General features: G+C 57.7%; 27 protein-coding genes. 10 read left to right on the top strand and 17 right to left on the bottom strand.

Annotated features, from left to right (window positions below):
• Positions 1-13: 13 nt before the first annotated feature.
• The 3 genes from ubiA to ACTYEO_RS00125 all read left to right on the top strand — a co-directional run bounded on the left by ubiA (position 14) and on the right by ACTYEO_RS00125 (position 3,286).
• Positions 14-979, top strand: a complete 966-nt coding sequence (gene ubiA, locus ACTYEO_RS00135; protein WP_449321683.1) for a 4-hydroxybenzoate octaprenyltransferase — start codon at positions 14-16, stop codon at positions 977-979.
• A 65-nt stretch (positions 980-1,044) separates the two neighbouring features.
• On the top strand, positions 1,045-2,976 hold the full coding sequence (locus ACTYEO_RS00130) for an OmpA family protein (RefSeq protein ID WP_449321682.1): 1,932 nt from the start codon (positions 1,045-1,047) through the stop codon (positions 2,974-2,976).
• Positions 2,963-3,286: a hypothetical protein gene (locus tag ACTYEO_RS00125; RefSeq protein ID WP_449321681.1), complete on the top strand. Its 324-nt coding sequence runs from the start codon at positions 2,963-2,965 to the stop codon at positions 3,284-3,286. The genes ACTYEO_RS00130 and ACTYEO_RS00125 overlap by 14 nt, the downstream gene beginning before the upstream one ends.
• A 22-nt stretch (positions 3,287-3,308) precedes the next feature.
• Here the strand turns inward: ACTYEO_RS00125 and ACTYEO_RS00120 are convergent, their stop codons facing one another.
• From ACTYEO_RS00120 to ACTYEO_RS00085, 8 genes are all read right to left on the bottom strand, one after another.
• Complete coding sequence (locus tag ACTYEO_RS00120) at positions 3,309-3,752, bottom strand: molybdenum cofactor biosynthesis protein MoaE (protein WP_449321680.1); 444 nt, start codon at positions 3,750-3,752, stop codon at positions 3,309-3,311.
• Positions 3,753-4,001: a molybdopterin converting factor subunit 1 gene (moaD, locus tag ACTYEO_RS00115; RefSeq protein ID WP_449321679.1), complete on the bottom strand. Its 249-nt coding sequence runs from the start codon at positions 3,999-4,001 to the stop codon at positions 3,753-3,755. It abuts the gene before it with no gap.
• Positions 4,001-4,666: a CDP-diacylglycerol--glycerol-3-phosphate 3-phosphatidyltransferase gene (pgsA, locus tag ACTYEO_RS00110; RefSeq protein WP_449321678.1), complete on the bottom strand. Its 666-nt coding sequence runs from the start codon at positions 4,664-4,666 to the stop codon at positions 4,001-4,003. Before pgsA ends, moaD begins: the two co-directional genes overlap by 1 nt.
• 18 nt (positions 4,667-4,684) lie before the next feature.
• The gene (gene uvrC, locus ACTYEO_RS00105) at positions 4,685-6,553 is read right to left on the bottom strand and encodes an excinuclease ABC subunit UvrC (protein ID WP_449321677.1); all 1,869 of its coding nucleotides are present in this window, start codon (positions 6,551-6,553) and stop codon (positions 4,685-4,687) included.
• Between the two features lie 301 nt (positions 6,554-6,854).
• The gene (locus tag ACTYEO_RS00100; RefSeq protein WP_449321676.1) at positions 6,855-7,634 is read right to left on the bottom strand and encodes an SDR family oxidoreductase; all 780 of its coding nucleotides are present in this window, start codon (positions 7,632-7,634) and stop codon (positions 6,855-6,857) included.
• A gap of 19 nt (positions 7,635-7,653) precedes the next feature.
• A complete protein-coding gene (locus ACTYEO_RS00095; RefSeq protein WP_449321675.1) occupies positions 7,654-8,601 on the bottom strand; it encodes a calcium/sodium antiporter in 948 nt (315 codons plus the stop codon).
• 3 nt (positions 8,602-8,604) lie between these two features.
• On the bottom strand, positions 8,605-8,802 hold the full coding sequence (locus ACTYEO_RS00090; RefSeq protein WP_449321674.1) for a hypothetical protein: 198 nt from the start codon (positions 8,800-8,802) through the stop codon (positions 8,605-8,607).
• Between the two features lie 3 nt (positions 8,803-8,805).
• Complete coding sequence (locus tag ACTYEO_RS00085; protein WP_449321673.1) at positions 8,806-9,606, bottom strand: S49 family peptidase; 801 nt, start codon at positions 9,604-9,606, stop codon at positions 8,806-8,808.
• A gap of 3 nt (positions 9,607-9,609) precedes the next feature.
• Between ACTYEO_RS00085 and modA the strand changes: the two genes are divergently transcribed.
• The 3 genes from modA to modC are packed head-to-tail and all read left to right on the top strand — an operon-like array spanning position 9,610 to position 12,325.
• The gene (modA, locus tag ACTYEO_RS00080) at positions 9,610-10,554 is read left to right on the top strand and encodes a molybdate ABC transporter substrate-binding protein (protein ID WP_449321672.1); all 945 of its coding nucleotides are present in this window, start codon (positions 9,610-9,612) and stop codon (positions 10,552-10,554) included.
• Positions 10,551-11,243, top strand: coding sequence for a molybdate ABC transporter permease subunit (modB, locus tag ACTYEO_RS00075; RefSeq protein WP_449321671.1), 693 nt, complete (start codon positions 10,551-10,553; stop codon positions 11,241-11,243). The genes modA and modB overlap by 4 nt, the downstream gene beginning before the upstream one ends.
• On the top strand, positions 11,240-12,325 hold the full coding sequence (modC, locus tag ACTYEO_RS00070) for a molybdenum ABC transporter ATP-binding protein (RefSeq protein WP_449321670.1): 1,086 nt from the start codon (positions 11,240-11,242) through the stop codon (positions 12,323-12,325). The genes modB and modC overlap by 4 nt, the downstream gene beginning before the upstream one ends.
• On the opposite strand, the gene ACTYEO_RS00065 is transcribed toward modC, so the two are convergent.
• Positions 12,322-13,170 (bottom strand): fumarylacetoacetate hydrolase family protein, encoded by an 849-nt coding sequence (locus tag ACTYEO_RS00065; RefSeq protein WP_449321669.1) that lies wholly within the window; start codon positions 13,168-13,170, stop codon positions 12,322-12,324. The two genes, modC and ACTYEO_RS00065, sit on opposite strands and share 4 nt — an antisense overlap.
• A 151-nt stretch (positions 13,171-13,321) precedes the next feature.
• Between ACTYEO_RS00065 and rbsK the strand changes: the two genes are divergently transcribed.
• Both rbsK and arfB read left to right on the top strand, forming a co-directional pair.
• Entirely contained in the window at positions 13,322-14,248 is a 927-nt protein-coding gene (rbsK, locus tag ACTYEO_RS00060; protein ID WP_449321668.1) for a ribokinase, read from the top strand.
• A 5-nt stretch (positions 14,249-14,253) separates the two neighbouring features.
• Positions 14,254-14,676: an alternative ribosome rescue aminoacyl-tRNA hydrolase ArfB gene (arfB, locus tag ACTYEO_RS00055; protein WP_449321667.1), complete on the top strand. Its 423-nt coding sequence runs from the start codon at positions 14,254-14,256 to the stop codon at positions 14,674-14,676.
• Between the two features lie 9 nt (positions 14,677-14,685).
• Here the strand turns inward: arfB and pncB are convergent, their stop codons facing one another.
• A complete protein-coding gene (pncB, locus tag ACTYEO_RS00050; RefSeq protein WP_449321666.1) occupies positions 14,686-15,978 on the bottom strand; it encodes a nicotinate phosphoribosyltransferase in 1,293 nt (430 codons plus the stop codon).
• Between the two features lie 68 nt (positions 15,979-16,046).
• Here pncB and ACTYEO_RS00045 point away from each other — a divergent pair, with 68 nt between their 5' ends.
• Positions 16,047-17,138 carry a THUMP domain-containing class I SAM-dependent RNA methyltransferase gene (locus ACTYEO_RS00045; protein ID WP_449321665.1) on the top strand — a complete coding sequence of 364 codons (1,092 nt, stop codon included), beginning with the start codon at positions 16,047-16,049 and terminating at the stop codon, positions 17,136-17,138.
• A 9-nt stretch (positions 17,139-17,147) separates the two neighbouring features.
• On the opposite strand, the gene pncA is transcribed toward ACTYEO_RS00045, so the two are convergent.
• Positions 17,148-17,753: a bifunctional nicotinamidase/pyrazinamidase gene (pncA, locus tag ACTYEO_RS00040; RefSeq protein ID WP_449321664.1), complete on the bottom strand. Its 606-nt coding sequence runs from the start codon at positions 17,751-17,753 to the stop codon at positions 17,148-17,150.
• An 84-nt stretch (positions 17,754-17,837) separates the two neighbouring features.
• Between pncA and trhO the strand changes: the two genes are divergently transcribed.
• On the top strand, positions 17,838-18,743 hold the full coding sequence (trhO, locus tag ACTYEO_RS00035) for an oxygen-dependent tRNA uridine(34) hydroxylase TrhO (protein WP_449321663.1): 906 nt from the start codon (positions 17,838-17,840) through the stop codon (positions 18,741-18,743).
• A 76-nt stretch (positions 18,744-18,819) separates the two neighbouring features.
• On the opposite strand, the gene ACTYEO_RS00030 is transcribed toward trhO, so the two are convergent.
• The 6 genes from ACTYEO_RS00030 to ACTYEO_RS00005 form a co-directional block, all read right to left on the bottom strand.
• Complete coding sequence (locus tag ACTYEO_RS00030) at positions 18,820-19,599, bottom strand: ATP-binding cassette domain-containing protein (protein WP_449321662.1); 780 nt, start codon at positions 19,597-19,599, stop codon at positions 18,820-18,822.
• 2 nt (positions 19,600-19,601) lie between these two features.
• Positions 19,602-20,624, bottom strand: coding sequence for an ABC transporter permease (locus ACTYEO_RS00025; RefSeq protein ID WP_449321661.1), 1,023 nt, complete (start codon positions 20,622-20,624; stop codon positions 19,602-19,604).
• A gap of 199 nt (positions 20,625-20,823) precedes the next feature.
• Complete coding sequence (locus ACTYEO_RS00020; RefSeq protein ID WP_449321660.1) at positions 20,824-21,666, bottom strand: sugar ABC transporter substrate-binding protein; 843 nt, start codon at positions 21,664-21,666, stop codon at positions 20,824-20,826.
• A gap of 250 nt (positions 21,667-21,916) precedes the next feature.
• Positions 21,917-22,942 carry a sterol desaturase family protein gene (locus ACTYEO_RS00015; RefSeq protein WP_449321659.1) on the bottom strand — a complete coding sequence of 342 codons (1,026 nt, stop codon included), beginning with the start codon at positions 22,940-22,942 and terminating at the stop codon, positions 21,917-21,919.
• 283 nt (positions 22,943-23,225) lie between these two features.
• Positions 23,226-24,233, bottom strand: a complete 1,008-nt coding sequence (locus tag ACTYEO_RS00010; RefSeq protein ID WP_449321658.1) for a LacI family DNA-binding transcriptional regulator — start codon at positions 24,231-24,233, stop codon at positions 23,226-23,228.
• Positions 24,234-24,292: 59 nt separating this feature from the next.
• Positions 24,293-25,267: a 2-dehydropantoate 2-reductase gene (locus ACTYEO_RS00005; RefSeq protein WP_449321657.1), complete on the bottom strand. Its 975-nt coding sequence runs from the start codon at positions 25,265-25,267 to the stop codon at positions 24,293-24,295.
• Between the last annotated feature and the right edge of the window lie 297 nt (positions 25,268-25,564).

Raw genomic sequence — 25,564 nt, 5'->3', positions numbered from 1 at the left:
TGAGGCGGACCATATGAGCGAGCGGCACGGAACGCCAGAGGGGCAAGTGGCGGATGCCTATCAGGGCAATTGGGTCGATACCCGCGCCCCCGCATGGACGCGGCCCTATCTGCGCCTGTCGCGCGCCGATCGCCCGATTGGCACATGGCTTTTGCTTTTGCCCTGCTGGTGGGGCGTGATGCTGGCTGCAGCCGCAGACCCTATGGGGCTGGACCTGTTCGATCTGTGGATCGTGATCGGATGCGCCTTTGGTGCCTTTTTGATGCGGGGGGCGGGCTGCACGTGGAATGATATCACCGACCGTGATTTCGACGGCGCGGTGGCCCGTACCCGTTCGCGCCCGATCCCTTCAGGGCAGGTCACGGTAAAGCAATCGCTTGGCTGGCTGGTTGTGCAATGCCTGATCGCCTTTGCGATCTTGCTCAGCTTCAATCTGAACGCGATCCTGCTTGGCATTCTGGCGCTTGTGCCCGTGGCCATTTACCCTTTTGCCAAACGCTTCACATGGTGGCCGCAGGTGTTTCTCGGGCTGGCCTTTAACTGGGGTGCGCTTTTGGCATGGACCACCCATAGCGGCAGCCTGCAATGGCCCGCCGTTTTGCTCTATCTCAGTGGCATTTCATGGACCCTGTTCTATGACACGATCTATGCCCATCAGGACAAGGAAGATGATGCCCTGATCGGCGTGAAATCAACCGCGCGGCTCTTTGGTGAGAACTCGAAACCATGGCTGCAAGGCTTTATGGTGGGCGCGGTTATGCTTGCGGCGATGGCATGCATTTCCAGTTTGGGAACGCAGGAAAACCCCCTTATCCTACTGATCGCATTGGCGGGGTGCATGGGGTTTGGCGGGCATATGGCATGGCAGATGAGCCAGCTGGATATTGATGACCCCGATACCTGCCTGAAGCTTTTCCGCTCAAACCGCGATGCAGGCCTGATCCTTGCGCTGTTTTTCGCCGTCTGCGCATGGCTTTGATTGAACGCAGCACATCAAAGGGTTAAGCCAATCGCCACGCGACCTAGCACAAGACCGGACCGACCATGAGCAAAGCCTCGACCCTCGCCTCTTTACTCGCCTTTATCTTGGCCGCAGCTCTCAGCGTGGCCGTGGCCGTGGCAGGCGCTTTGACGATCGAGGATAGGTCCACTGAAGCGGTCGAGTTTTCCATGCGCGAGGCGGGGCTTGATTGGGTCGAGGTCACAGCCAACGGGTTGGAGCTGACCTTGACCGGCACTGCCCCCGATGAGGCCGCGCGCTTCCGTGCGCTTAGCCGTGCAGGCGCTGTCGTGGATGCAGACCGTTTGATTGACCTGTTGGAAGTCGTTGACCCCGCAGGTATCGAAGCCCCTGATTTCGTGCTCGAGATGCTGCGCAATGGCGATGGTATCTCACTGATCGGCCTGATCCCCGCTGATCTCGATGGCAATACAGTGGCAGATAGCATCTCTGACATCACCCAAGGCGTAGAGGTGGTGAATATGGTCGAAACCGTGGCCTACCCCGTGCCCGATGGATGGACGGCCTCCTTGGGGTTCGGTCTGGCGGCTTTGCGGCAATTGCCGCGCGCCAAAATCTCGGTTTTTCAGGGAAGTGTTCTGGTTGAAGCCGTCTCGGACAGCCCTGAACAACGCGCCTTGTTCTTGCGCCGCCTAGAGGCCGCCCAACCTGACGGGATAGACGTAACCCTTGATATCTCGGCGCCGCGCCCCGTCATCACCCCCTTCACGCTGCGCTTTGTGCGCGACGCCGAAAGCGGGTATTTCGAAGCCTGTTCCGCCGATACAGGAATGGCCCGTTTGCGCATTCTGCAAGCGGCCGAGGCGGCAGGAATGACTGAGGGTGGCGATTGTGAGATCGGGATTGGCGCGCCCTCCCCGCAATGGGCCGATGCGGTTGAAACGGCGCTGGCCGCCCTGACGGCACTTGGCCAAGGCAGCATTACTTTCTCGGATGCGGATGTGACCCTGATCGCGGCAGAAGGCACTGCGCAATCGGTCTATGACCGTGTCGTTGGCGAGCTGGATGCAGACCTGCCCGATGTCTTCTCGCTGCATTCCGTCTTGCCTGAAACCCCAGAAGGCGGCGAGCCGGAAGGCCCCCCGAATTTCACCGCAACGCGCAGCCCCGAGGGGCTTGTGCAATTGCGGGGCCGCTTGCCCAATGACCGTTTTGAAGAGGCGGTCCTCGCCTTTGCCAATGCGCTGTTTGGCAGCGACAATACCTATCTTGCCACCCGTGTGGATGAAGCCCTTCCCGAAGGATGGCCCCTGCGCGTTCTGGCAGGGCTCGAAGGGTTGTCGCACCTCAATAATGGCAGCTTGACGGTTGAGCCGAACACCGTTGTTTTGCGCGGCGCATCGGGGTCGCAAACCGCCGTGCGGGATTTGACGCGGCTTTTGTCGGACAAATTGGGCGAGGCCGAGGATTTCCAGATCGATGTGCGCTATGACGAATTGCTCGACCCTGAAGTAAACATCCCCGAACCCGAAGAATGTGTCGCGCGCATCTCGGGCATTCTGGAGGATCAGAAAATCACCTTTGACCCCGGTTCGATTGAGATCAATGACGCGGCGGGCCGCGTGCTCGACAGGATCGCGGAAGTCCTGCCCGAATGCAGGCATGTCCGCATGGAAATCGGGGGCCATACCGACAGTCAGGGCCGCGAGGAAATGAACCTCTCGCTCAGCCAAGCACGGGCCGATGCGGTCTTGAATGGTCTTTTGGCGCGCCAAGTTCTGATCTCGAACCTGTCAGCACAAGGCTATGGTGAGACCCAGCCGATCGCCGAGAACGACAGCGAGGAAGGCCGCGAAACAAACCGTCGCATCGAATTCAGGTTGCTTGCGAGCGGTGCGCCGTCTACCGAAGAAGACAACACGACAGCGGATGCAGATAGCGGAGCCGAGGCCGACGCGAGCGAAGACGCAACGGCTGATGATACTCCCGCAGAGGACGACAATGAACAGAACTGAGTTTATCATCGCAATTGCCATCATCTTGTTTGTGGCCTTTGTGTTTGGATGGTTTGCGAATTGGGTCGTGCATCGGCTGAGCCGTGTCTCCAGCGCGGATATTGGCGAGATGGACCAGATGGCCAAGGCGCTGCACGAATCCGAGGATCTGCGCGATCAGGCGATCACCTATATCGAGCAACGCGAAGCAGAGCTGACAAATCAACTCGCTCAGACCGAGGCGGAGTTGCGCGCGGCCATGGAAGGCCTGCGCGAAGCGCGCCATGAGGCGGAAGAATTGCGCGGCTATATCGAACGGATGAACGGCTAAAGCCGAGAGCAGGCTGTGCCTCTTACCAGCGCTTGAGGGCGGTTTCATCCTCGGCTTTGGCTTCGACCCAATCAGCGCTTTGAGCTGTAATTTCCTTCTTCCAGAAGGGTGCGCGGCTTTTCAGGAAATCCATCAGGAATTCGGCAGCGGCGAATGCATCCATGCGGTGCCGTGCGGCTGTACACACCATCATAATCGGATCGCCCGCGCGCAATTCGCCAAAGCGGTGCAGGATAAAGACATCGGCCAAGGACCAACGTTCCGCTGCCTCCTGCGCGATCTTAACAAGCGCTTTTTCCGTCATTCCCGGATAATGCTCGATCAGCATTGCATCGAGATCACCTTGGGCCAGATCACGGACAATCCCCGAAAAACTGACAACGGCCCCTGCCCCGTCACAACGCGCGGCAAAGCGGTTCAGCTCCGCCCCCATATCAAAAAGCTCTGACTGGACGCGAATTTCCATTTAACCGCCTGTCATCGGGGGAAAAAAGGCGACCTCACGCGCATCGCTCAAAGGCGCATCAAACTCGACCAGTTCCTGATCCACCGCCGCGCGGATGGAGGTGAGGTCAGAAAAAGCAAAGTCATGCGCTTCCGAGAGGGTTTTGATCTCTTCGATCAATTCCGCCACTGTCGCGGCCTTGCTCTCGATCTGCTCATGGCCCGTGCCGATACGCTCGCGCAGCCATGCGAAATAGCGCAGCTCGACCATCAGGCATCCTCTCGCAAGAAGGGCAGGGCCTTAACAAAATAATCCCAGCCCGTGACGAAGGTCAGAAGGCCCGCAACCCAAAGGAAGATCAGCCCAACATGATAAGAAGCCCACGACGCGTTATCGACCAAGATCAGGCCAAGCTCATCGGGGATAGCGCCGCTTAGAATACCATCGACGATCTCGGGTGACATTCCATAGGTCCACATGTCCAAATAATGCTCGGCAATGCCCCAGCAAAACAGGAGCGAGATGGCGATCATCTGGACGGTGGTTTTCCATTTCGCCAGTTTCGTAACCTTCAGCGTGCCTGCCGCTGCCCCCAAAAACTCCCGCAGGCCCGAGACGAAAACCTCACGAAACAGGATCAGCGTCACAGGCAGAAGGATCAAGAGAGACAGCCCGAACAGGCCCAACAAAACAGCAAAGGCGATAATGACCATCGCCTTATCCGCGATCGGATCAAGCATCGCACCGAATTTGGTGACCTGCCCCCATTTGCGCGCAAGATAGCCATCGACGTAATCCGTCAGGGCGGCCGCGATAAACAGGATCAGCGCTGCCCAATCCGCCATTGGCCTTGGCAAAATCAAAAACACCACACCCAATGCGGGGGCCGCAAGAAGGCGCAGGACGGTCAGGATATTTGGCAAGTTCCATGTCATGCAAAAAGGCTTAACGCGTTAGCCGCGCTCATGGAAGAAGGCATAGATGGTTTCGGCCATCGCATCCGAAATTCCGTCAACAGCCTTGAGGTCTGCAAGACCCGCGCGCCCTACCGCCTTGGCACTGCCAAAATGCGAAAGAAGCGCACGTTTGCGGGATGCGCCCACGCCTGGCACATCATCAAGCGGCGTGGCCGAAACGGCCTTGGCGCGTTTTTGCCGATGCGCCCCAATGGCAAAGCGATGCGCCTCATCGCGGAGCCGTTGGACGAAATACAGCACGGGATCATTATGGCGCAGGGCAAAGGGGCGCTCACCCGGCCTGTGGAATTCTTCCTTGCCCGCATCACGGTCAATGCCCTTGGCCACACCGATGAACGGCACGTCATCAACGCCAAGCTCGGCCATAATCTCGGAGACCGCGCTGATCTGGCCTGCACCACCATCGATCAAAAGAAGATCAGGCCAAGCCTCGGATTGACGCTCGGGGTCTTCCTTCAACAGGCGTTGGAAGCGCCGCGTCAGAACTTCTTTCATCATGCCAAAATCATCGCCCGGTGTCAGATCGGTGCCCTTGATATTGAACTTGCGATACTGGCTTTTCAAAAAGCCCTCGGTCCCCGCAACGATCATGCCGCCAACAGCATTAGTGCCCTGAATATGCGAGTTGTCATAAACCTCGATCCGCTTGGGCGGGCCATCAAGCTCGAAGGCCTCGGCCAGACCGCCCAAAAGACGGGCTTGCGAGGCGCTCTCGGCCATTTTGCGGGCAAGGCTTTCACGTGCATTGCGCAAAGCCCCCTCGACAAGTTCGGCCTTCTCACCGCGTTGGGGCACCAAAATCTCGACCTTCCCGCCGCGCTTCTCGGCAAGAGCTACGGTCATCAGGTCTTCGTTCTCAATCCCGTTGGACAGGATCAATTGCCGTGGCGGTTCCTTATTGTCGTAGAACTGCCCAATGAAAGCCTCCAAAACCTCATCCGCACTCTCCGAGCCACCGAGACGCGGGTAATAATCACGATTACCCCAATTCTGGTTGGCGCGAATGAAGAAGACCTGCACACAGGCCTGCCCGCCTTCCATATGCAGGGCGATGACATCCGCCTCGCGGACAGTGCGCGGGTTGATGCCTTGGGCCGATTGCACATTGGTCAGCGCGCGAATGCGGTCGCGCATGGCAGCCGCACGCTCAAACTCCATCGCCTCCGAGGCTTTTGTCATTTCCGCCGCAAGCGTTTCCTGAATTTCGGTCGTATCCCCTTTGAGGAAGCGCGTCGCATCCTTGACCGTCTCGCGGTAATCCTCCGGCGAGATATAGCCAACGCAAGGGGCCGAGCAGCGCTTGATCTGATAGAGCAGGCAAGGCCGCGTGCGGCTTTCAAACATCGCGTCCGAGCAGTTGCGCAGCAAGAACACCTTTTGCAATTGGTTCAGCGTGCGGTTGACCGCGCCGGCACTGGCGAAGGGGCCGAAATAACTGCCTTTTTCCTTCTTTGCGCCGCGATGCTTCTTGAGCTGGGGAAAGGCATGTTCATCCGAGACAAGAATATTCGGGAAGGATTTGTCATCGCGCAGCAAAACGTTATAGCGCGGCTTGAGTTGCTTGATGAGGTTTTGCTCCAACAACAGCGCCTCGGTCTCGGTCCGCGTTGTCAGAAACATCATCGAGGTGGTCTCGGATATCATCCGCGCGATCCGCGGTGAATGACCCGTTGGTTTGGCATAATTGGAAACGCGCTTTTTCAGATTGCGCGCCTTGCCCACATATAGAACGCGCGACTGCTCATCGAGCATTCGGTACACGCCTGGTGAGTTGTCCAAAACCTTGAGGTAGGATTGGATCACCTTATGCCCTTTTGGGGCTATTTTTGCGGCCTCTTCTACCATGATTTCCGTACTCGGATGATTCCTTATCTGGCTGCAATGTCGAACCGGCTTTATCAAGAGAAAAACAGTCCACGGTTTCTGTGGATAACCTTCCGGATAACTCTTGGCTAACGAGAATTTTCCTTTGTTTTTGGCTAACTTCTGTGAATCGCCTAATTTTTAGGCATCATTTTAACCCACTGTTTTCAAAAGAAATTTCTTCATGTTCTTTTGATATGCATCGCCGAGTCTTTTAGTTGTTACCAAACCGTTACGATAGCATCCACGGTGGACAATTGCGATTTTGGGGTCTGAAACCGCTCTATTCCACATCTAAAACGTCTGGTGTTTCCCATGCCAGATGCTGCCCGCCATCGACTGCAATCATCTGCCCTGTTACGGATTTTGCATTGAGCAAATAGAGCAAGGCCGCGCAGATATCATCTGGGTCCGCACCGCGCGCCAGAATGGTGGCGGCGCGCTGCTTGGCAAAATCGGCCTCGGATTGCCGTCCGCCCCGCAAAGTGGGGCCAGGCCCGATGGCATTTACCCGCACGTTTGCCCCCAAAGCCTGTGCCGCTGTCTGGGTAAAGGTCCAAAGGGCGGCTTTGGCCAAGGTATAGCTCATAAACTCAGGGGTGAGTTTGCGCACACGTTGATCAATAAGGTTAACAACAAGCGCCTGCGCCACAGGTTCGCCTTGTGCATCCTTCACAGGGGCGGGCGCTTGGGCGGCGAAGGCTTGGGTCAGCACGACAGGGGCGCGCAGGTTTGAGTCCATATGTCTGTCCCAACTCTCGCGGGTCAGTTCCCCCATCACGTCATGCTCAAAAATCGAGGCGCTGTTCACAAGCACCGACAAAGGTTGCCCCAGCGCATCCGCGGCACGCCCCACAAGCGCTTCCATCTCATCCTCAATCAGGAGGTCTGCACGCAGGCTGACAGCCTTTTGGCCCGCTTCATGGATCATACGCACCGTTTCCTGCGCGCCGACCTCCGAGCTCGCAAAATGCACGGCGACGTCAAAACCTTGTTCACTCAAGGCTACAGCCATTGCACGGCCAAGGCGGCCTCCGGCCCCCGTTACGAGCGCTGCGGGCATAGCAATCTCCCCTTTTGGGTTACACCAATAGGGCGACAATGTAGTTCACATAAAGCGCCGACAAGGCCAAGCCGACAAGGCGGCCCATATTCCATGACAAGAACACGAAGGGCGCAATCACCAGCGACGCCGCCAGCATGACCCAAAGATCGAATTTCAGGAATTCGGGATCAACAGGGATCGGCCCGACAAGACCTGCCACACCGATGATACCCAGAAGGTTGAACATGTTGGAGCCGATGACATTGCCAAGCGCCACCTCCGCCTGACGGCGCAGGGCTGCCATAACCGTGGTGGCCAATTCGGGCAGCGAAGTACCAACAGCCACCAAGGTCAGCCCGATGATCGAGTCGCTTACGCCGAAATCTGCGGCAATCTCCGTGGCGCTTTGCACCAGAAATTCCGCACCAAGGGGCAGGCCCACAAGACCCAGCACAAGGAAGAGGATGATCTTCCACCAAGGCATATCCAGATCGGCCTCTTCCAGATCATCAACCGCATCTGCGGAATTGGCCATATGGCTGCGCGCTTCCATGCCCTGCTGAACAAGGATGACGATCAGAACGGTCAACAGGATCAGCGCTTGCCACCACGTAAATGACCCAAGGAACGCAAGGCCGATAAACAGGGCCGATGCCCCGATCATCAGCACATAGCTTTTCTTCACATCACAGCCTGACGTGTGAAGCCCTGATATGATCGCGGGAATACCCAGCACCAAAAGGATATTGGCGGTATTGGAGCCCACAACATTGCCCAAAGCCAGACCAGGCACGCCCTCATAAATGGCAGAAATGGTGATCAGCAGCTCGGGCGCAGAGGTGCCAAAGGCAACCACCGTCAGGCTGACAATCAATGCCGGTATCCCAAGCCTCAAGCTGAGATTAACGGCGCCCCGCACCAATACATCCCCTGCAAGCAGCAGAATGATGAGCCCGAGGCCCGCCATCAGGAACTCAAAGCCCATATGCTACGATTGCCCCCCTGAGCAGTTGCGGCAAGAACCGCCCGTGACGTCGTATTTTCCGCAGGTCTTGCAGCGGGTGGGTTTGGGCAGATCAGCGCGCTTCGTTCTGCGGGGCAAACGCGCACCACCTGGCCAACGCAAACGCCCGAATAGCGCAAGGATCAGCATGCCGATCAGGAAGAAGGTGATGACTTTGACCATAATCTAGAGCCCGTATCGCGACCAAACGGCCCGATCCTCGAGCATGCCAATAAAGCCACCTGTCATCTGCGCGCCAAAGCGCTGCAAAAACCCGCGTTTCTGCCCATAGGTCGCGAAACGGGTTTTATCGCCGTAAATCTCTTTCATCTTACCGTGAAGATGTGCTGTGCCATCTGCCAAGCCAAGCTCGACCCCTTTGGCACCGACCCAGAATTCACCGCTGAACAGGTCATCATTCTCGGCCAAGCGATCGCCGCGCCGCGTCTTTACCCAATCAATGAACCCTTCATGGATTTGCGATTGGATGGATTTGAGCCGCTCTACATCTTCTTTCCGCTCGGGGCGGAACGGGTCGAGCATGGATTTATCCTTGCCGGCCGTATGCACGCGCCGCTCAATGCCATAGCGCGAGATGAAATCATCCAATCCGAAACTGGCCGAGATCACGCCGATCGAGCCGACAATCGAATTCGGGTCCAACCAGATATGATCCGCAGCGCAGGCCAGCCAATATCCGCCCGAAGCCGCTACATCCTCGACAAAGGCGTGGACGGGCACCTCTTTTTCTTCCGACAATCTGCGGATCCGCGCTGCAATCAGCGATGATTGCGCAGGCGAGCCGCCGGGAGAGTTGATAATCAAGGCGACCGCTTTGGGTTTGCCCTTGCGAAAAGCCTTTTCAATCATCCCCGCCAGACCGGCATCATTCAAAGATGGCCCACGCCCACCCGAAGAGATCACGCCAGACAAGCGGATCACGGCAACAAGCGGTTCAGATTTCATAAATGGGATAAAGCGCTTCATCCCGTGGATGTAGCCTTCGCGCTGCCCTCAAACAAGGACCATGGGTGGGAAACTCTGTTCGTTGTGACCTTGAGGCGCGATTATCAGGTCCAGCCCATAGGTTTGAACGGGGTGCACGCCGTGACATTGCCCTTGCAATGGTCGCCCGCGCATTGCGATATGTCTGGTGTGAAACACAACAGACCCTTCTCCAAGATGCGCCGCCTGATTGCGATCTTCGTGCTTGCATTGGGCCTTGCAACGCAAGGCAGCCGCGCGCAGGCCGAAACGCTTGTGATCTTTGCCGCCGCCAGCCTTGGAGGGGCCTTGGACAGCGTGCTGGAGGGCTGGGATGGCGCACCAGTGGTCGTGTCCTATGCCAGCAGCGCCCTTCTTGCCCGCCAGATCGAAGCGCGCGCACCTGCCGATCTGTTCATCTCGGCCAATGAAGACTGGATGACCTATCTGACCGAGCGTGGCCTGACCCGCACAGACAGCACTCAAACCCTGCTTGGCAACCGTCTCGTGCTGGCCGCCCCGAGCGGCACTGCGCAATCGGGGGCCGATCTGATGGCAAGCCTTGCCGCTTTGCCTGAGGATACGCGGATCGCGACAGGGCTGATCCAATCGGTTCCCGCTGGCATCTATGCGCGCCAAACCCTTGATCATCTTGGCCTGTTGGAGGGCTACCTTCCCCGCCTCGTCCAGACGGAAAATGTGCGCGTGGCCCTTGCCCTTGTCGCGCGCGGCGAAGTCGCCCGCGCCTTCGTTTATCAAAGTGACGCTTTGGCCGAACCCGCCGTATCAACCGAGGCGACCGTGCCCAGCGCGTTGCATGATCCAATCCGCTATCCCATCTCGATCCTTGCGACCAGCACCCATCCCGAGGTTGAGGAATTGCTGGCCTTTCTCACCGCACCCGAGGCTATGACGCGCTTTGCAACCTTCGGTTTCGAGGCCCCCGAATGAGCCTTGGACCCACAGAATGGTCCATTATCGGCCTGTCGCTAAAGGTCGCTTTGGTGGCCGTAATCGGCAGCCTACCCTTTGGCATTCTTGCAGCCTATGCGCTGGCAAGGGGGCGGTTCTGGGGGCGTGAGGCATTGAACCTCTTGGTGCATCTGCCACTAGTTCTACCCCCCGTTGTAACGGGCTATCTTCTACTGGTGCTTTTCGGCGCGACAGGCCCATTGGGCCGCTTTTTTGAAGCCAGCTTGGGCCTCAGCTTTGCCTTCCGCTGGACGGGCGCGGCGCTTGCAGCCGCGATCATGGCCTTCCCGCTCATGGTCCGCGCGATACGCCTAGCGCTTGAGGCCGTGGACCCCAATCTGGAGGAAGCGGCAAATACGCTCGGGGCTTCGCGTTTGCGCGTTTTCCTGACAATCACCTTACCGCTCATGGCACCGGGCATTCTGGCAGGCATAATCCTTGCCTTTGCCAAAGCGCTCGGGGAATTCGGCGCAACCATCACCTTTGTCTCAAACATCCCCGGCCAGACGCAAACCCTGCCAACCGCGATCTATGCCGCCCTGCAAGTTCCCGGGCAGGAGGGCGCGGCCCTGTCTCTGATCTTGATCTCGGTTGTCTTGGCCGCAGCCGCGCTAATCGCCTCCGAGGTCCTTGCACGCGCCATGCGCAAACGGATGGGGGGATCATGAGCCTTTCGATCTCCCTCCAACACAACTTCAACGATTTCGAGCTGAACCTTGATGCCGAGTTGAACGCGGGCGTCACCGCGATTTTCGGAGCCTCTGGTGCGGGCAAGACCTCGGTGCTGCGCTGTGTTGCGGGGCTGCTGACACCTGATGCGGGGCGTATTGCGATGGGTGAGCGCGTGATGCTCGACAGCGCGCAAGGCATCAACCTGCCCCCCCATGCGCGCCGCATTGGCTATGTCTTTCAGGAACCCCGCCTCTTCCCGCATCTCAGCGTTGAGCAGAACCTGCGCTATGGCATGCAGGCTGACACCTCAACGCATCTTGGCTTTGACGCTTTGGTCGATCTGCTGGGGCTAAGGCCCCTGCTCAGCCGCCGCCCTGCAACCCTGTCTGGTGGCGAGGGTCAGCGCGTAGCCCTTGGGCGGGCGCTGCTGTCCGCGCCCGGCCTGCTCTTGATGGATGAGCCCCTTTCAGCACTTGATCAAAACCGCAAGGAAGACCTCCTGCCCTATTTCGAACGGCTACGCGACCAAACCAATCTGCCGATTCTCTATGTCAGCCATTCATTGGCCGAGGTGACACGGCTGGCCGATCAAGTGATCTTGATGGAAAAGGGCCGTGCCGCCGCCATTGGCCCTGTGGCCGAGGTTTTGTCGGATGGAGATACGCAAGCCGCCGTGACCCGAGATGTGGCGGGCGGGTTGCTCAAGGTCACGATCATCGCCCATGACGAAGCGGATGCCTTAACCGAAGCCCATATCGGCAGCCAGCCTGTGTATCTTCCTGGTCGGGTTGGCGCGATTGGCGATCATCTGCGCCTGCGCATTGATGCGCGCGATGTTACTTTGATGCTGGATCGCCCCGAGAAGATCAGCGCCCTCAATATTCTACCCGCAACCATCCTTGATCTGCGCCAAGGCCCAAGCTCAGGCGTTTTGGTCCAGCTCGAGCATCAGGGCCAACGCTTCACCGCAAGGCTGACCCGCCGTTCGGTTCGGGAATTGGGCCTGAGCAAGGGCATGGAAGTTTACGCCCTGCTCAAATCCATGTCTGTGACGCAAGACCGCGTGGCCTCTGCTTAGCCGTTCCACGCGATTGTGCGTTGGCGTTGCTGGCCAAGGCCCTCAATCCCCAATTCCATGACTTGCCCTGCGCGCAAAAAGGTCTGCGGCGTTTGCCCCATCCCCACACCGGGCGGGGTGCCCGTGGCGATGATATCGCCGGGCTGAAGGCTCATGAACTGGCTGATGTAGTGAACCAGATGCGCAACCCCAAACACCATCGTGCGGGTCGTACCATCTTGATATTTCTGACCATCCACCGATAGCCACAGGCCAAGATCCTGCGGGTCCGCCACTTCATCGCGCGTGACCATCCAAGGGCCAATCGGGCCAAAGGTATCCGCAGATTTCCCCTTCACCCATTGGCCAGCCCGCTCGATCTGGAAAGCGCGCTCGGAGATGTCATTGACCACGCAATACCCCGCCACGTGGTCCATCGCGTCCTCAGGCTCGAGATAGCGGGCCTCCTTGCCAATCACGATCCCCAGCTCAACCTCCCAATCGGTCTTCTCTGAGCCGCGAGGAATGCGGATATCATCATTGGGCCCGCAAATGGATGAGGTCGCTTTCATGAACAAGATCGGCTCGGGCGGCAGGTCCATTCCTGCCTCAGCCGCGTGATCGGCATAGTTCAACCCTACACAAATCAGCTTGCCCACATGGCCCACACAAGCGCCGATGCGCGGCTCCCCCTCAACCAATGGCAATGTCGCGGGATCAATCTCTTCAAGGCGCGCCAACCCCTCAGGCGTCAGCGTTTCTTCTGCAATATCGTCCACCGCGCCTGATAGGTCGCGGATTTGCCCATTTGCATCAAGAAGCGCGGGCCGTTCCTGCCCCATCTCTCCATAGCGCAACAGTTTCATTACCCGTCCTCCCTGATGGCAATATTTCTTGTCGGGTATAAACAGCCAAGCCAGCAGCAGTTGCAAGCCCGCCCCCCTGAGGGCCATTGCCGCGCGGGCGCGCTCTGCCTAGTCTGGAGCCACTGCCAAATCACGCCGAAGGAACCCCATCATGCAGAACGATATCATTATCCTTGGCGTGTTCATGGCCGACACAACCTATCGCGCGCCGCGTTTGCCCAAGATGGGCGAGACCTTGCGCGGTGACGGGTTTTCCCTCGGACCTGGTGGCAAGGGCTCAAACCAAGCGGTGGCTGCAGCCAAAACAGGCGGCAAGGTGGGTTTTATCACGCGAATTGGCGCAGATACATTCGGTCAAATGGCGCAAGATATCTGGCGTGATGCGGGTGTAACCTCGCTGGCGATCACAGATGCCACGCAGCCGACAGGCGCGGCCTGTGTTTTCATTGATAGCAGCAGCGGGGATAACGCGATCATCATCGCACCTGGATCGGCGGGGGCGCTCTCGGCCGATGATATGGCCAGCTACTCGGCCGAGATCGGCAAGGCAAAGGTTTTCCTGACACAATTGGAACACCCTCTGGAGGCCGCCGAAGCAGGCCTGCGCATCGCGCGCGAGGCGGGGGTGACCACCATCCTCAACCCCGCGCCCGCCGCTGAATTGACCGATCAGATGCTGGCGCTTTGCGATTGGATCACGCCCAATGAATCCGAGGCCGAATTGCTGACAGGCATTGCGGTCACCGACCTCTCCAGCGCGACAGCCGCCGCCGAAGCTCTGCTGGCGCGCGGGGTTAGTGGCGTGATCGTGACCTTGGGGGGGATGGGGGCCTTGCTCCATGATGGGGCAGCCGCCACCCATATCCCCGCGATAAAAGCAGGTGAGGTGGCCGAGACGACAGGCGCGGGCGACGCTTTCAATGGGGGTCTCGCCACAGCGCTGGCGGCGGGTATGCAACTGCCTGAGGCGCTGCGCTTTGCCACCGCAACCGCTGCCATCTCGGTCACACGCGCGGGCGCTGCGGCCTCAATGCCAATGCAGGCCGAGGTTGAAGCCCTGCTGGCGGCACAAGGATAACCCAGATGCCCCTGACCATTTCAAACGGCATCACCATCGAGGATTGGGAACTGACCGAGCAATTCACCCGCTCCTCCGGTCCCGGCGGGCAGAATGTAAACAAGGTCTCGACAGCCGTTGAATTGCGGTTCGAGGCCGCGCGCTCACCCAATCTGCCAGACCCCGTAAAGCGCCGTCTGCAACGGATCGCGGGCAGCAAATGGACCAAAGAAGGCGCGCTTCTGATCCGTGTGGAAGACACGCGCAGCCAAGCCCATAACCGCGAGATCGCCCGCGAGCGACTGGCCGAACTGATCAAACGCGCGCTTGTCACCCCGAAAAAACGCCGCCCTACGCGCCCCACCAAAGGGTCAATCGAGCGGCGGATAAAGGCGAAGAAGGTCCGAAGTGAGGTAAAGGCGGGACGGGGACGCGTCGAGGATGAGTGAGGGCGGTCCTTAAACCACCACCTCCATGCGTTCCTGTTCCCCCACGCCAAAGACGCGCTTGTAGCGGTCGATCTCGTCCTTAGGGCCCATGGCTTTTTCAGGGTTATCCGACAGCTTGACCGTGGGGCGGCCATTGGCCGAGACGGCTTTGCACACCACCGAGAAGGGTGCCAGCGCGTCATCCTGCACCAGCCCGCGGAAATCATTGGTCAGGAGGGTGCCCCAGCCAAAGCTCACCCGAACACGGCCCGAGAATTGGCTATGCAATTCCTCGATCTTGTCGACATCCAAACCATCCGAAAAAATCACCAGCTTCTGGCGTGGGTCCTCGCCTCGGGCAGTCCACCATGCAATCGCGGCCTCGGCCCCTTCGGCGGGGTTACCTGAATCGATGCGGATGCCTGTCCATTTCGTCAGCCAGTCAGGGGCCTTCTCAAGAAAGCCTGCGGTGCCATAGGTATCGGGCAGAATGATGCGCAGATTGCCGTCATGTTCCTCATGCCAATCGGCCAGAACATCATAGGGAGAGGCCGCAAGCGCCGCATCCCCTTCGGCCAAGGCGGCATAGACCATTGGCAATTCATGGGCATTGGTGCCGATCGCCTCGATATCGCGTTTCATCGCGATCAGGCAGTTGGAAGTGCCGACAAATTTCTCACCCAAGCCTTCCATCATCGCCTGCACGGCCCAATCCTGCCACAGATAGGAATGGCGGCGGCGGGTGCCGAAATCAGCGATGCGCAGCTTGTCGATCTGGCGCAACCGCTCGATTTTTTCCCATAGCTTGGTCATGGCGCGGGCATAGAGCACCTGCAGCTCGAACCGCCCCATATCCTTGAGCACCGCGCGGCCACGCAATTCCATTAGCACCGACAAAGCAGGAATTTCCCAGAGCATAACCTCGGGCCAAGCACCCTCGAAGGTCAGCTCATATTGGTCACCTTTGCGCTCAAGATGGTAAGGGGGCAGGCGCAGCTTCTCGAACCATTCCATGAAATCGGAGCGGAACATCTGCCGCTTGCCGTAAAAAGTATTGCCGCGCAGCCAAGTGGATTCCCCCCGCGTCAGGCGCAATGTGCGGATATGGTCCAATTGTTCGCGCAATTCGCCCTCATCAATCAAATGCGCCAAGGGAATACGCGTGGTGCGGTTGATCAGGGAAAAGGTCACATTCGTATCGGGGTTGTTGCGGAACACCGATTGGCACATCAGGAGTTTATAGAAATCCGTGTCGATCAAGGAACGGACGATCGGATCGATCTTCCATTTGTGGTTATAGACGCGGGTGGCGATATCGACCATGGATGGGGTCCCTCGGGGTGATTGCGTGCTGCGGTTAGACCAAAGGCAGCACGGGAAAGGCAAGAGCAATGGAGATATTCCTGCAAACGGTGCCCGGTTTAGAGGCCGGTTTGGCACGTGAGGCCGAGGAACTGGCGCTCAAGGCCCCCCGTATCGTGCCGGGGGGTGTGATCTGCGAGGGCGAATTGGAGGATGTCTGGCGCGCAAATCTATGGCTGCGCGGCGCAAGCAGGGTCTTGGCGCGCATTGCCGAGTTCCGCGCGATGCATCTGGCCCAACTCGATAAGCGCGCCCATAAGGTGGATTGGCAGGCGTTCTTGCGCGTGGATCAGCCCGTTCGGGTTGAGGCCGTGTGCCGTAAATCCAAAATCTACCACCAGAAAGCCGCGACCGAGCGGGTCGAGCGGGCTATTGCCGATGCAGGGCTCAGTGTCTCACCCGAGGCCGCGATTGTGGTCAAGCTGCGCATTGAGGATGACCTGTGCACCATCAGTCTCGATACCAGCGGCGAGAGCCTGCACAAGCGCGGACATAAGGAATTCATCGGCAAGGCCCCAATGCGTGAAACCCTCGCCTTTGCCTTTCTTCGGCAATGCGGCTTTGACGGCACCCAAACCGTGGTCGACCCGATGTGCGGGTCAGGCACCTTTGTGCTGGAGGCCGCTGATATGGCCGCAGGCCTCGCGCCTGGTCGCACGCGGAGCTTCGCCTTTGAGCAATTGGCAGGTTTTGAGGCTGAGGATTGGGCTGCGATGAAATCCCGAGCCACGCCCACAGCGCCGCAAGCGCAGTTTTACGGCTTTGACCGTGATGATGGCGCGATCCGTGGCGCACGTGGCAATGCCGAGCGTGCAGGCCTGTCAGACTGGGTGAGCTTCGAGCGCCAAGCGATCAGCGACCTGACCCCGCCTGCGGGTCCGCCCGGTTTGGTGATGGTCAATCCGCCCTATGGCGCGCGGATCGGGAACCGCAAATTGCTGTTCGGTCTATACGGCGCGCTTGGCGCAACCTTGAAGGCTCAGTTCAAGGGCTGGAAAGTGGGGCTGGTGACCTCGGATGGTGGATTGGCGAAAGCCACAGGTCTGGATTGGGAGCCCGCAACCCCGCCCGTGGCCTTTGGCGGGCTCAATGTCACGCTGTGGCAAAGCCGAATTTCTTGAATAGACCGCCTAGCTCAAGTTGACCCCAGCCTCGGCCATTCCATCCCGAGCGGCATAAAGTGAGCCGTCAAAATCAATCGCGCGGCACAGATCAAGCCTGACCTCGACCGCAAAGCCCAAACGTGCTGCATCCACCGCCGAGAAATTCACGCAGAAATCCGTGGCCAGCCCCACCATGGTGAGCTGCGTGATACCGCGCGATTTGAGATACCCCTCCAGACCCGTCGCCGTGGTTTGATCATTCTCGAAAAAGGCGGAATAGCTATCAATCGCGCGGTTATAGCCTTTGCGAATGATAAGATCGGCGCGGTCTACATCCAGATCATCATGGAACTCTGCGCCTTTGCTGCCTTGAATACAATGATCGGGCCAAAGCACTTGTGGGCCATAGGGCATTTCGATCAGGTCCATCGGGCTTTTACCCTCATGCTGGCTGGCAAAGCTGGAATGATCGGCGGGATGCCAATCCTGCGTCAGGATCACGGCGGGAAAATCATCCATCAAAGCATTGATGCCCGCCACAATTTGATCGCCTTCGGGAACCGCCAAAGCGCCACCGGGGCAGAAATCATTTTGAACGTCGATAATGATAAGGGCATGGGTCGCGTCACGCATCGGGGGACCTTTGGCAAAGACAAGTGGGTTGCCGACCAACCTATCTCTTGAGCAGCCGCATGCAACGGCGTAATCCCTAGACCCATGATTACTGTTGCAGCCCTATATCATTTCACCCGCTTCGAGGACCCTGACGCCCTGCGCCCCGCCTTGCGCGCGCTGTGTGAGGCCAGCGATGTGCGCGGCTCTCTCCTTCTGGCGCGGGAAGGTATCAATGGCACGATTGCAGGCCCGCGCGCAGGCATTGATGCTGTTCTGGCCCATATCCGCGCCCTGCCTGGTTGTGCCGATCTGGAATGGAAAGAAAGCCCCGCCGCCGAAATGCCTTTCGGGCGGCTGAAAGTGCGCCTGAAAAAAGAGATCGTGACGATGGGGCAACCTGATATCGACCCGACCAGCACCGTGGGCACCTATATCGACCCCACGGAATGGAACGAGTTGATCAGCGCCCCCGATGTCGCCGTGATTGATACGCGCAATGATTACGAGGTCTCGATCGGGACCTTCACAGGCGCGGTCGACCCTGAAACAGCCAGCTTCCGTGATTTTCCGAAATGGTGGGATAAAAACAAAGACCGCTTTCATAACAAGCGCATTGCGATGTTTTGCACAGGCGGTATCCGCTGCGAGAAATCCACCGCCTTCCTGAAAGGGCAAGGCGTCGAGGATGTGTTCCACCTCAAAGGCGGTATCCTGAAATATCTTGAAAATGTGCCGCCCGAGGAAAGCCTTTGGGAAGGCGAATGCTTCGTGTTTGATGAACGCGTCTCGGTCGGGCATGGGCTCAAGCAAGGGCCATATGGGCTGTGCCGCGCCTGCCGTCGCCCGATTACCGATGAGGATCGCAACCGCCCCGAATTCGAGGCGGGCGTCTCCTGCCATATCTGCATCAGCGAACATAGCGACGCGGACCGCGAAAGGTTCCGTGAACGCCAACGCCAGATCGAGTTATCCGCCGCACGCGGCGAGCGTCATCTTTTCGGCGGCTAGACTGGGACGATACCAATAAAAAGGGCCCGATCTCGGTTTTGAGATCGGGCCTTTTTCTATTCCTGAGCAATCAGCCTTAGATCGCGGCAAGCTCTCCTGCCAGATCGGCAAGCTCGACCCCACCTGCCATAAGATGACGGATGTCTTCGCCGGCCAACTCGGCCTTGGTGCCACTGCCGATCACTTCGCCCAAAGCGAGGAAGGTGAAGCGGTCTGCAACCAGTTTGGAATGCACCTCGTTATGCGTGATGAAGATGATCGCGATATCGCCGCGCTGGCGCACGCGCATCATGGTCTTCAGCACTTCCATTTGCTGCTTCTGGCCCAGTGCCGATGTCGGCTCATCAAGGATCAGAACTTTCGCGCCGAAATAGATCGCACGCGCAATGGCCAAAGTCTGGCGCTGTCCACCCGACATGGTGCCCACGGCCTGAGACGGATCGGAAATATCGATCCCGATTTTGACCATCTCATCATGCGTGATCTGGTCCATCTCATCCATCCGCATGGCACCGAAAAGCTTCGGTCCGCGCACAAGCTCGCGCCCCATGAAGAAGTTACGCGTCACACTCATCAGCGGGTTTACAGCAAGGTCCTGATACACAGTACCAATACCTGCATTCGCTGCATCACGAGGCGAACGGAACTTACTTGCAGTCCCATCCACATAGATCGAACCGCTTGTGGGTTCATGAACGCCTGACAGGATCTTGATCAGGGTCGATTTACCCGCACCGTTGTCACCCAACAAAGCGTGGATCTCACCTTTGTGGATTTCCAGATCAATGCCGTTAAGTGCGGTGAAGGGGCCAAACTTTTTGGTCAGACCTTCGGTTTTGATAATCGGTGTCGACATGATTACAGCCCTCCCGTGATGCGCTTGCGAACGCTTTCATTCAAGAACACGGCTGTCAGCAGAACCACACCAACGAAGACGCGGTAGTAGCTGCCGTCAATCGCGGGAATGAAGAACACCGCATTGGCCACAAGGCCGAAAGTGACCGCGCCGAAGACCACACCGATAACCGAGCCAAACCCCCCTGTCATCAAGGTGCCGCCCACAACCGCAATCGCGATCGCTTCGAGTTCCTTGAGGTTACCCTTCGCCGCGTCTGCGGTGTTGGTGTCATAGACCTGACAGGCTGCAAACAGGGTTGCGCAGAATGCAGTGAACATAAAGAGCGCGATCCGCACCTTGTTCACAGGAACACCGTTTGCACGAGCGCTGGCTTCGTTATCGCCAGTGGCGAAAATCCAGTTGCCTGCCTGGCTGCGCGACAGCACATAATAGGCGACGATCACAATGATGATCCACCACATGAAACGCGCATCAAAGCCTGTGACCCACTGGTTGCCCGCACGGTTGATATTGCCACCAAGCGAATACCAGATGTCGAAGAACCAAGTGAACACCTCTCCACCCATCAGATCGGCGAACCAGCTGGTTTCGCGGAAATTCGGCAGACCCGAAATTTGCGTGGACTGGTTGATCACACGGTAGCAAACCTCTGTCAGTCCGCGCAGGAAGAACAGGAATGCGAGTGTCACAATAAAGCTGGAGAGGCGGGATCGTACGATGATCGTGCCAATCAGCCAACCAATCGACAGCGTCATGAGAAGGGTGATGAAAAACGCCATGAAGGGGGTTGCTTCACCCAGACCGAATGGCAGGCCCCATTTCAACATCATTGCCATCGACATGCCTGCGAACCCGATCATGGATCCGATGGACAGGTCGAAATCGCCCGCGATCATCAGCAGACAGGCGCCTGTCGCAATGATCCCGAACTGGGAGATGATGGATATGTTGTTCTTGAGACCCAGCGCATTGAACGCATTGCCGTTCGAAGCAAACGCAATGGCAATAATCACAAATAACATAACAAGAAACGACCCCATTTCGGGCCGACGCTTTAACTGAGCGAACAGACCGCCTTTTTGCAGTCTGTCAGACTCGGAACGATCGGCGCTCGTATCTTGGGCTGCCATTGTTCCCTCCTTGAATTTTTGGATTTTTTGGGGAGTAGAGGGCGCAAGTTTTTCCCGCGCCCTCGTAGTTCTTGCAGTGTCGCTCGCAGAATTAGCGGTTTACGCCTGCCTGCTCAGCAACGCCTGCAGCGTTGGACGCGTCAACAAAACCAGGACCCGATGGGATGTTTGCACCTGGCAGAAGACCTGCATAGTTGTTGTAGAGGTGCAGAACAGTAACGGGCATGTAACCCTGCAGATACTGCTGCTGGTCGATCGTGAAGGACACGGTGCCCTCTTGGATCAGGTTGATCACCTCAGGTGAGAGGTCGAAGCAGGACAGGTGGATACCTTCTGCGCCAACTTCAGCGATTGCTGTTGCAGCAGCGGCACAAACATGTGGGCCTACAGCCAGAACACCATCGATCGAAGGATCAGCAGTCAGAGCGGCCGCTGTACGTGTTTCGATCTGTGCAACGTCGTTCGATACGTCGATCTGGTTCAGCTCGGCGCCCATGGCGTCGAAGTAACCCGAGCAACGGTCAACAAGCGCAGTGTTGAACGCTTCCTGGTTGAGGCAGAGACCGTTGGTCACGCCTTCGGACATCGCACGTGTGCCGGCTGCGAAGCCTGCGTCACGCTCGGGCTGACCGACATGCATCAGAGCGCCGAGATCCGCGGAGGACTCGAGGCCGGAGTTCATTGTGATAACCGGAATGCCTGCTTCAACAGCAGCGCGGATCGCGCCACCCAAAGCGTCTGCATCAGGCAGGGAAACGATCAAGCCATCAGGCTGGGTCGCTGTCGCTGCTTCGATCAACTGGGACATGTCGGACATGTCGCCCGATGGAGCGAAGTTATATTCGAACGCCGCGCCGACATCTTCAGCTGCGTCACGGCCACCTTTTTCAACAACCGGCCAGAACGGGTCGGTGCCTTGGGTGTGCGTGATCATGACATAACGCTCTCCACCATGTCCGTCGGCGTAAGCCATTCCGGAAAGCAGTGCGGCCGCTGCCACTGTAGTTACAAAAGTCTTCATAGTATCCTCCCATTGGATTGCACTTGCGTGCTCTTTATCCGCCATTTGGCGGAATCTCTTCCCACGGCCATTAGGACCAATTCCTGACTGCGGGGTAAAGCGAAAACTGCGGCTTTTTTTGGAAAGACCAACTGATTTTCGCACTGTTTTAAGGCCAAGTTACTCATAGCACGGCCTCTTTGGCCGCTTGCTCATTGGCGCGTTGTTTTTTCGCGCGATGGCGCTCCTGCATAAGGGCGTCGCCTTCTTTGGACCCGTCATGCCAAGTCCCGAAGAGCGAATCGAAGGGAACCAGACCGTCACCGTAATTCACCTCGAAATACTTGTGATGCAGGTAATGCGCATAAGCATGGGTATCCAAACCGCGTTCGCCACCAAGCTCGATCTTGTCAAAGCCCACATGCCCCGTCACCGCGCCATAGCCCGCCTTATGCAGCTGGAACAGCATGATCATCGGGTGCGAGGGCAAGATCAAATGCCACAGCGCAACACCGAAATAGAGGAGATGCTCAACCGGATGCATGCTCAGCGAAGACCATGGGCTGGGGTTGACCGAATTATGATGCACCGAATGCACATGCTTGTAGAGGAACGGCATATGGATCAACCGATGGATGCAATAGAAATGCGCTTCGTGAATCACAGGCACAAGCAAGAACAAAACCGCCAGCCAGATCGGGTTCTCGGCCCATGACATCCAAGGCGCATAGCCGTTGGCAAAGGCCCAGAGCATGCAAGCCTGCACCGCCGTCCAGATCGTCACGCCGAAAGCAAAAGTCCTCAGGATGTTGTCGCGGTTCTGGCTTTTGAACCAGAAGACATCCGAGGGCGCATCCGATGGAAATTTGGCGTTATATTTGAAACGCGCGCCCTGTTGGCGCTGCATATAGAGGCGAAACTCGAACACGCCGAAAAACAGAAACACGCCGATTGCATTGACGGCGTAAAGCCACAGCACCCAGCCCAATTGGAAGCTCTGCATCACCTCCACTGACGGGATGACCCAAAGCCAATAGGCAAGCGTTATGGCTGCAATGAGGAGGTTCCAAGGCGCGATATATTCAGGCAGCCATTTTAGAACTGCACCCAGCTTGGGAGGGAACGCATAGATCGGCGCAAGGCCAGAGACCGGCTTGTTAGGCGCCCAGTCCCCACGTTTATTCCGTTTCCCGTAATCCAGATCGTTCATCGTCCCTCGTGTCAGCTGCGCGCCCCCTCCTTGAGGCACCCCGACACTTTCGTGCCGATCAGCTGACTTCCATCCTCCCTAATGTGTCCCATGGTATATCCAAGCCAAAAACAAGAGGCAGTGGAAATCTTGATCAAATATGATCAAAATTGAGACCAGCAGGATCATCGAAGATAATCGACTAACCCGTTTCCTGAAATTTACCCTGCGGATTCAAGAGATCAGCCCCACTCGCCGAATTTCAACGCATTCGCACAAGTTTTGCACATCTGATCAAATTTGATCAAATGTTCTCGGGGGTGATTGTCACGAAGCGAATCGGGCTCTGTTCTACGGGCACGGCCAAAAGCCCGAGCCGTGACAAAACCATATCAATAGATCGGCGCGCTTGCGCTTCTGGCATCTGGTCCAGAACGACTGACATTGACCCATCCCGCAGGGCAGCTTCGGTGTTCTCGGTCAACTCATGCCCGACAAAGGAGACATGTTCGCCACGCGGATGCTTCCGAAGGACGCTCAGCACAGCTCCATTCGCGCCACCGACATTGTAAATACCCACAAGGTCGGGCCATTTGCTCAAGGCCTCATATGTCCGATCAGAAATCAGACCTACATCATCAAAGCCGTAGAGCACATGGGCGAAGTCTTTTCCCTCGGGCTTCATCTGCGCGAAATAGTCTGAAAACCCCCAAATTCTGTCACGATGCACCTGATACATATGGCTATGGGTCAGCGCTACAACCGTGCCCTTCAATGTCTGGATCTTGGACAGCAACAAGGCCGCCATTCTCCCAGCGCCATAATTATCGATGCCTACAAAATCACTCTCGATCCCGCCGACACGGGTCACAATCTGAACCACATGCTGCCCCGAGGCCTGCGCCTCCGAGATTGCGCGGCGGATCGCAGGGTGATCTGGCACGGCGAGGATCAACCCCGCGCGGCGCGGTTGGCGGCGTAAAATGCGATCGGCGATTTCTTGCGGCTTCAACTCATCCATAAAGGTCCGCTGCACCTGAATCGAACTGTCCAGCGTGGCTGATATCCGCTCGAAAGCACGCGCAAGCCTTGTGTAGAACGTCATCTCACGGCGCACCAAGATCACTTCGATACGGACAATGCCGCGATGCTCATCAGGGATAAGGCGCGGGTAATTCAGCGCACGCGCCGCAAGGATGACCTTTTCTGTGGTCGCGGGGCGCACACCGCCACGTGCATTCAAGACCCGCTCAACGGTGGCCGTGCCCACCCCCGCCAATTTGGCGATATCTACGAATGTCACCTTTGACACGATGCGCGACCCCTAAATCCCTTTGGAACATGTACAGCCCAAGGGCGCATTCTTCCAGATCAGCCCTGCGCGGACCGCAAATTGGCATCCAACAGGCGCGCAAGGCCATAGACGCCTTCCATGACGGGCGTGGCCTCTCCCAGATGGCGGCCCAATTCCACAAGCCCGCCAAGGATCGGGTCAAGCTCAATCGGGCGGCCTGCCTCGACATCCTGTAGCATCGAGGTGCGAAACGCACCGAGCCTACGGGTCAGCGCGATCCGCTCCTCAGGATCGTCAAAGCCTGTGAGCCCGATTTGTGTACCCAAGGCCGACATCTCCCGCATCATTGAAATCGCCATCCCCCTCGCGCCGTCATCATCAAGGAAATCAGACATTCCTGCGCGGCTGAGCGCCGTAAGCGGGTTCATACAGGAATTACCCCAAAGCTTGTTCCAAACCTCACGATGGATATGATCGCTGACCGCAGCAGGAATGCCGCCCGCGGTTAAAGCATCCGAGACCATTTGCGCATTTTGTTCAGTACCTGCATCGCCCAACCATATGCGATCGGCTTTGACCAAACGGATATGGGCGGGCTTGGGCACATGGCTGGCCGCATGCACGACACAGCCGACAACACGGTCCACGGGCAGCACCCGCGATAAGGCGCCATCGGGGTCGATCGCTTCGATCCGTGTGCCTTTTGCCCGTCCGCCAAAATTCTCGAAAAACCAAAATGGCAGGCCATTAATTGCCGGAACAATCACTGTCTCGGGTCCAATTGCGGCCTCAAGCACAGGTGCCATTGCAGGCAAATCATGCGCTTTGAGCCCCAGCAACAGGATATCAGCGCCGCGCAACTCGCTTGGGTCGGTTGTTGCCCGCACAGGGAAATAGTTTTGGCTTGTCCCATCATCGAGGCAAAGCCCCTGCCGTTGCAAAGCATCCAAAGACGCGCCCCGTGCCAGAACAGTGGCCTCTGCTCCGGCTTTAATAAACCCAGAGGTCATCCAACCACCAATCGCTCCTGCTCCGATAACCGCTACGCGCATACAGGTCTTCTCCCGTTTCGTCTCCGCTCGGGTATAGCAACCCACGACAGCCCGTCATAGGGGCCAGTGAGACCTCAGAAGCTCTGAGGTGGCCCTAGGTTTTCGACCACTTTGCAGCCCTGTAAAGTTTAATCAGGGTTTCAATTAGGCTGCTAATCTCATTGGTTCAGTTTTTCTTCCATAGCGCTTCCACGGGTTGGTGGAACGCAAAAAACCGCCTACGAGAGGCGGTGTGTAAGCATTTGATATAATGTTATAAATTTTGGTTGCGGGGGCAGGATTTGAACCTGCGGCCTT

Source organism: Rhodophyticola sp. SM2404, from assembly GCF_053570515.1.
Note: the sequence above shows the minus strand (reverse complement) of the source record. Positions and strands in the feature narration are given on the sequence as shown.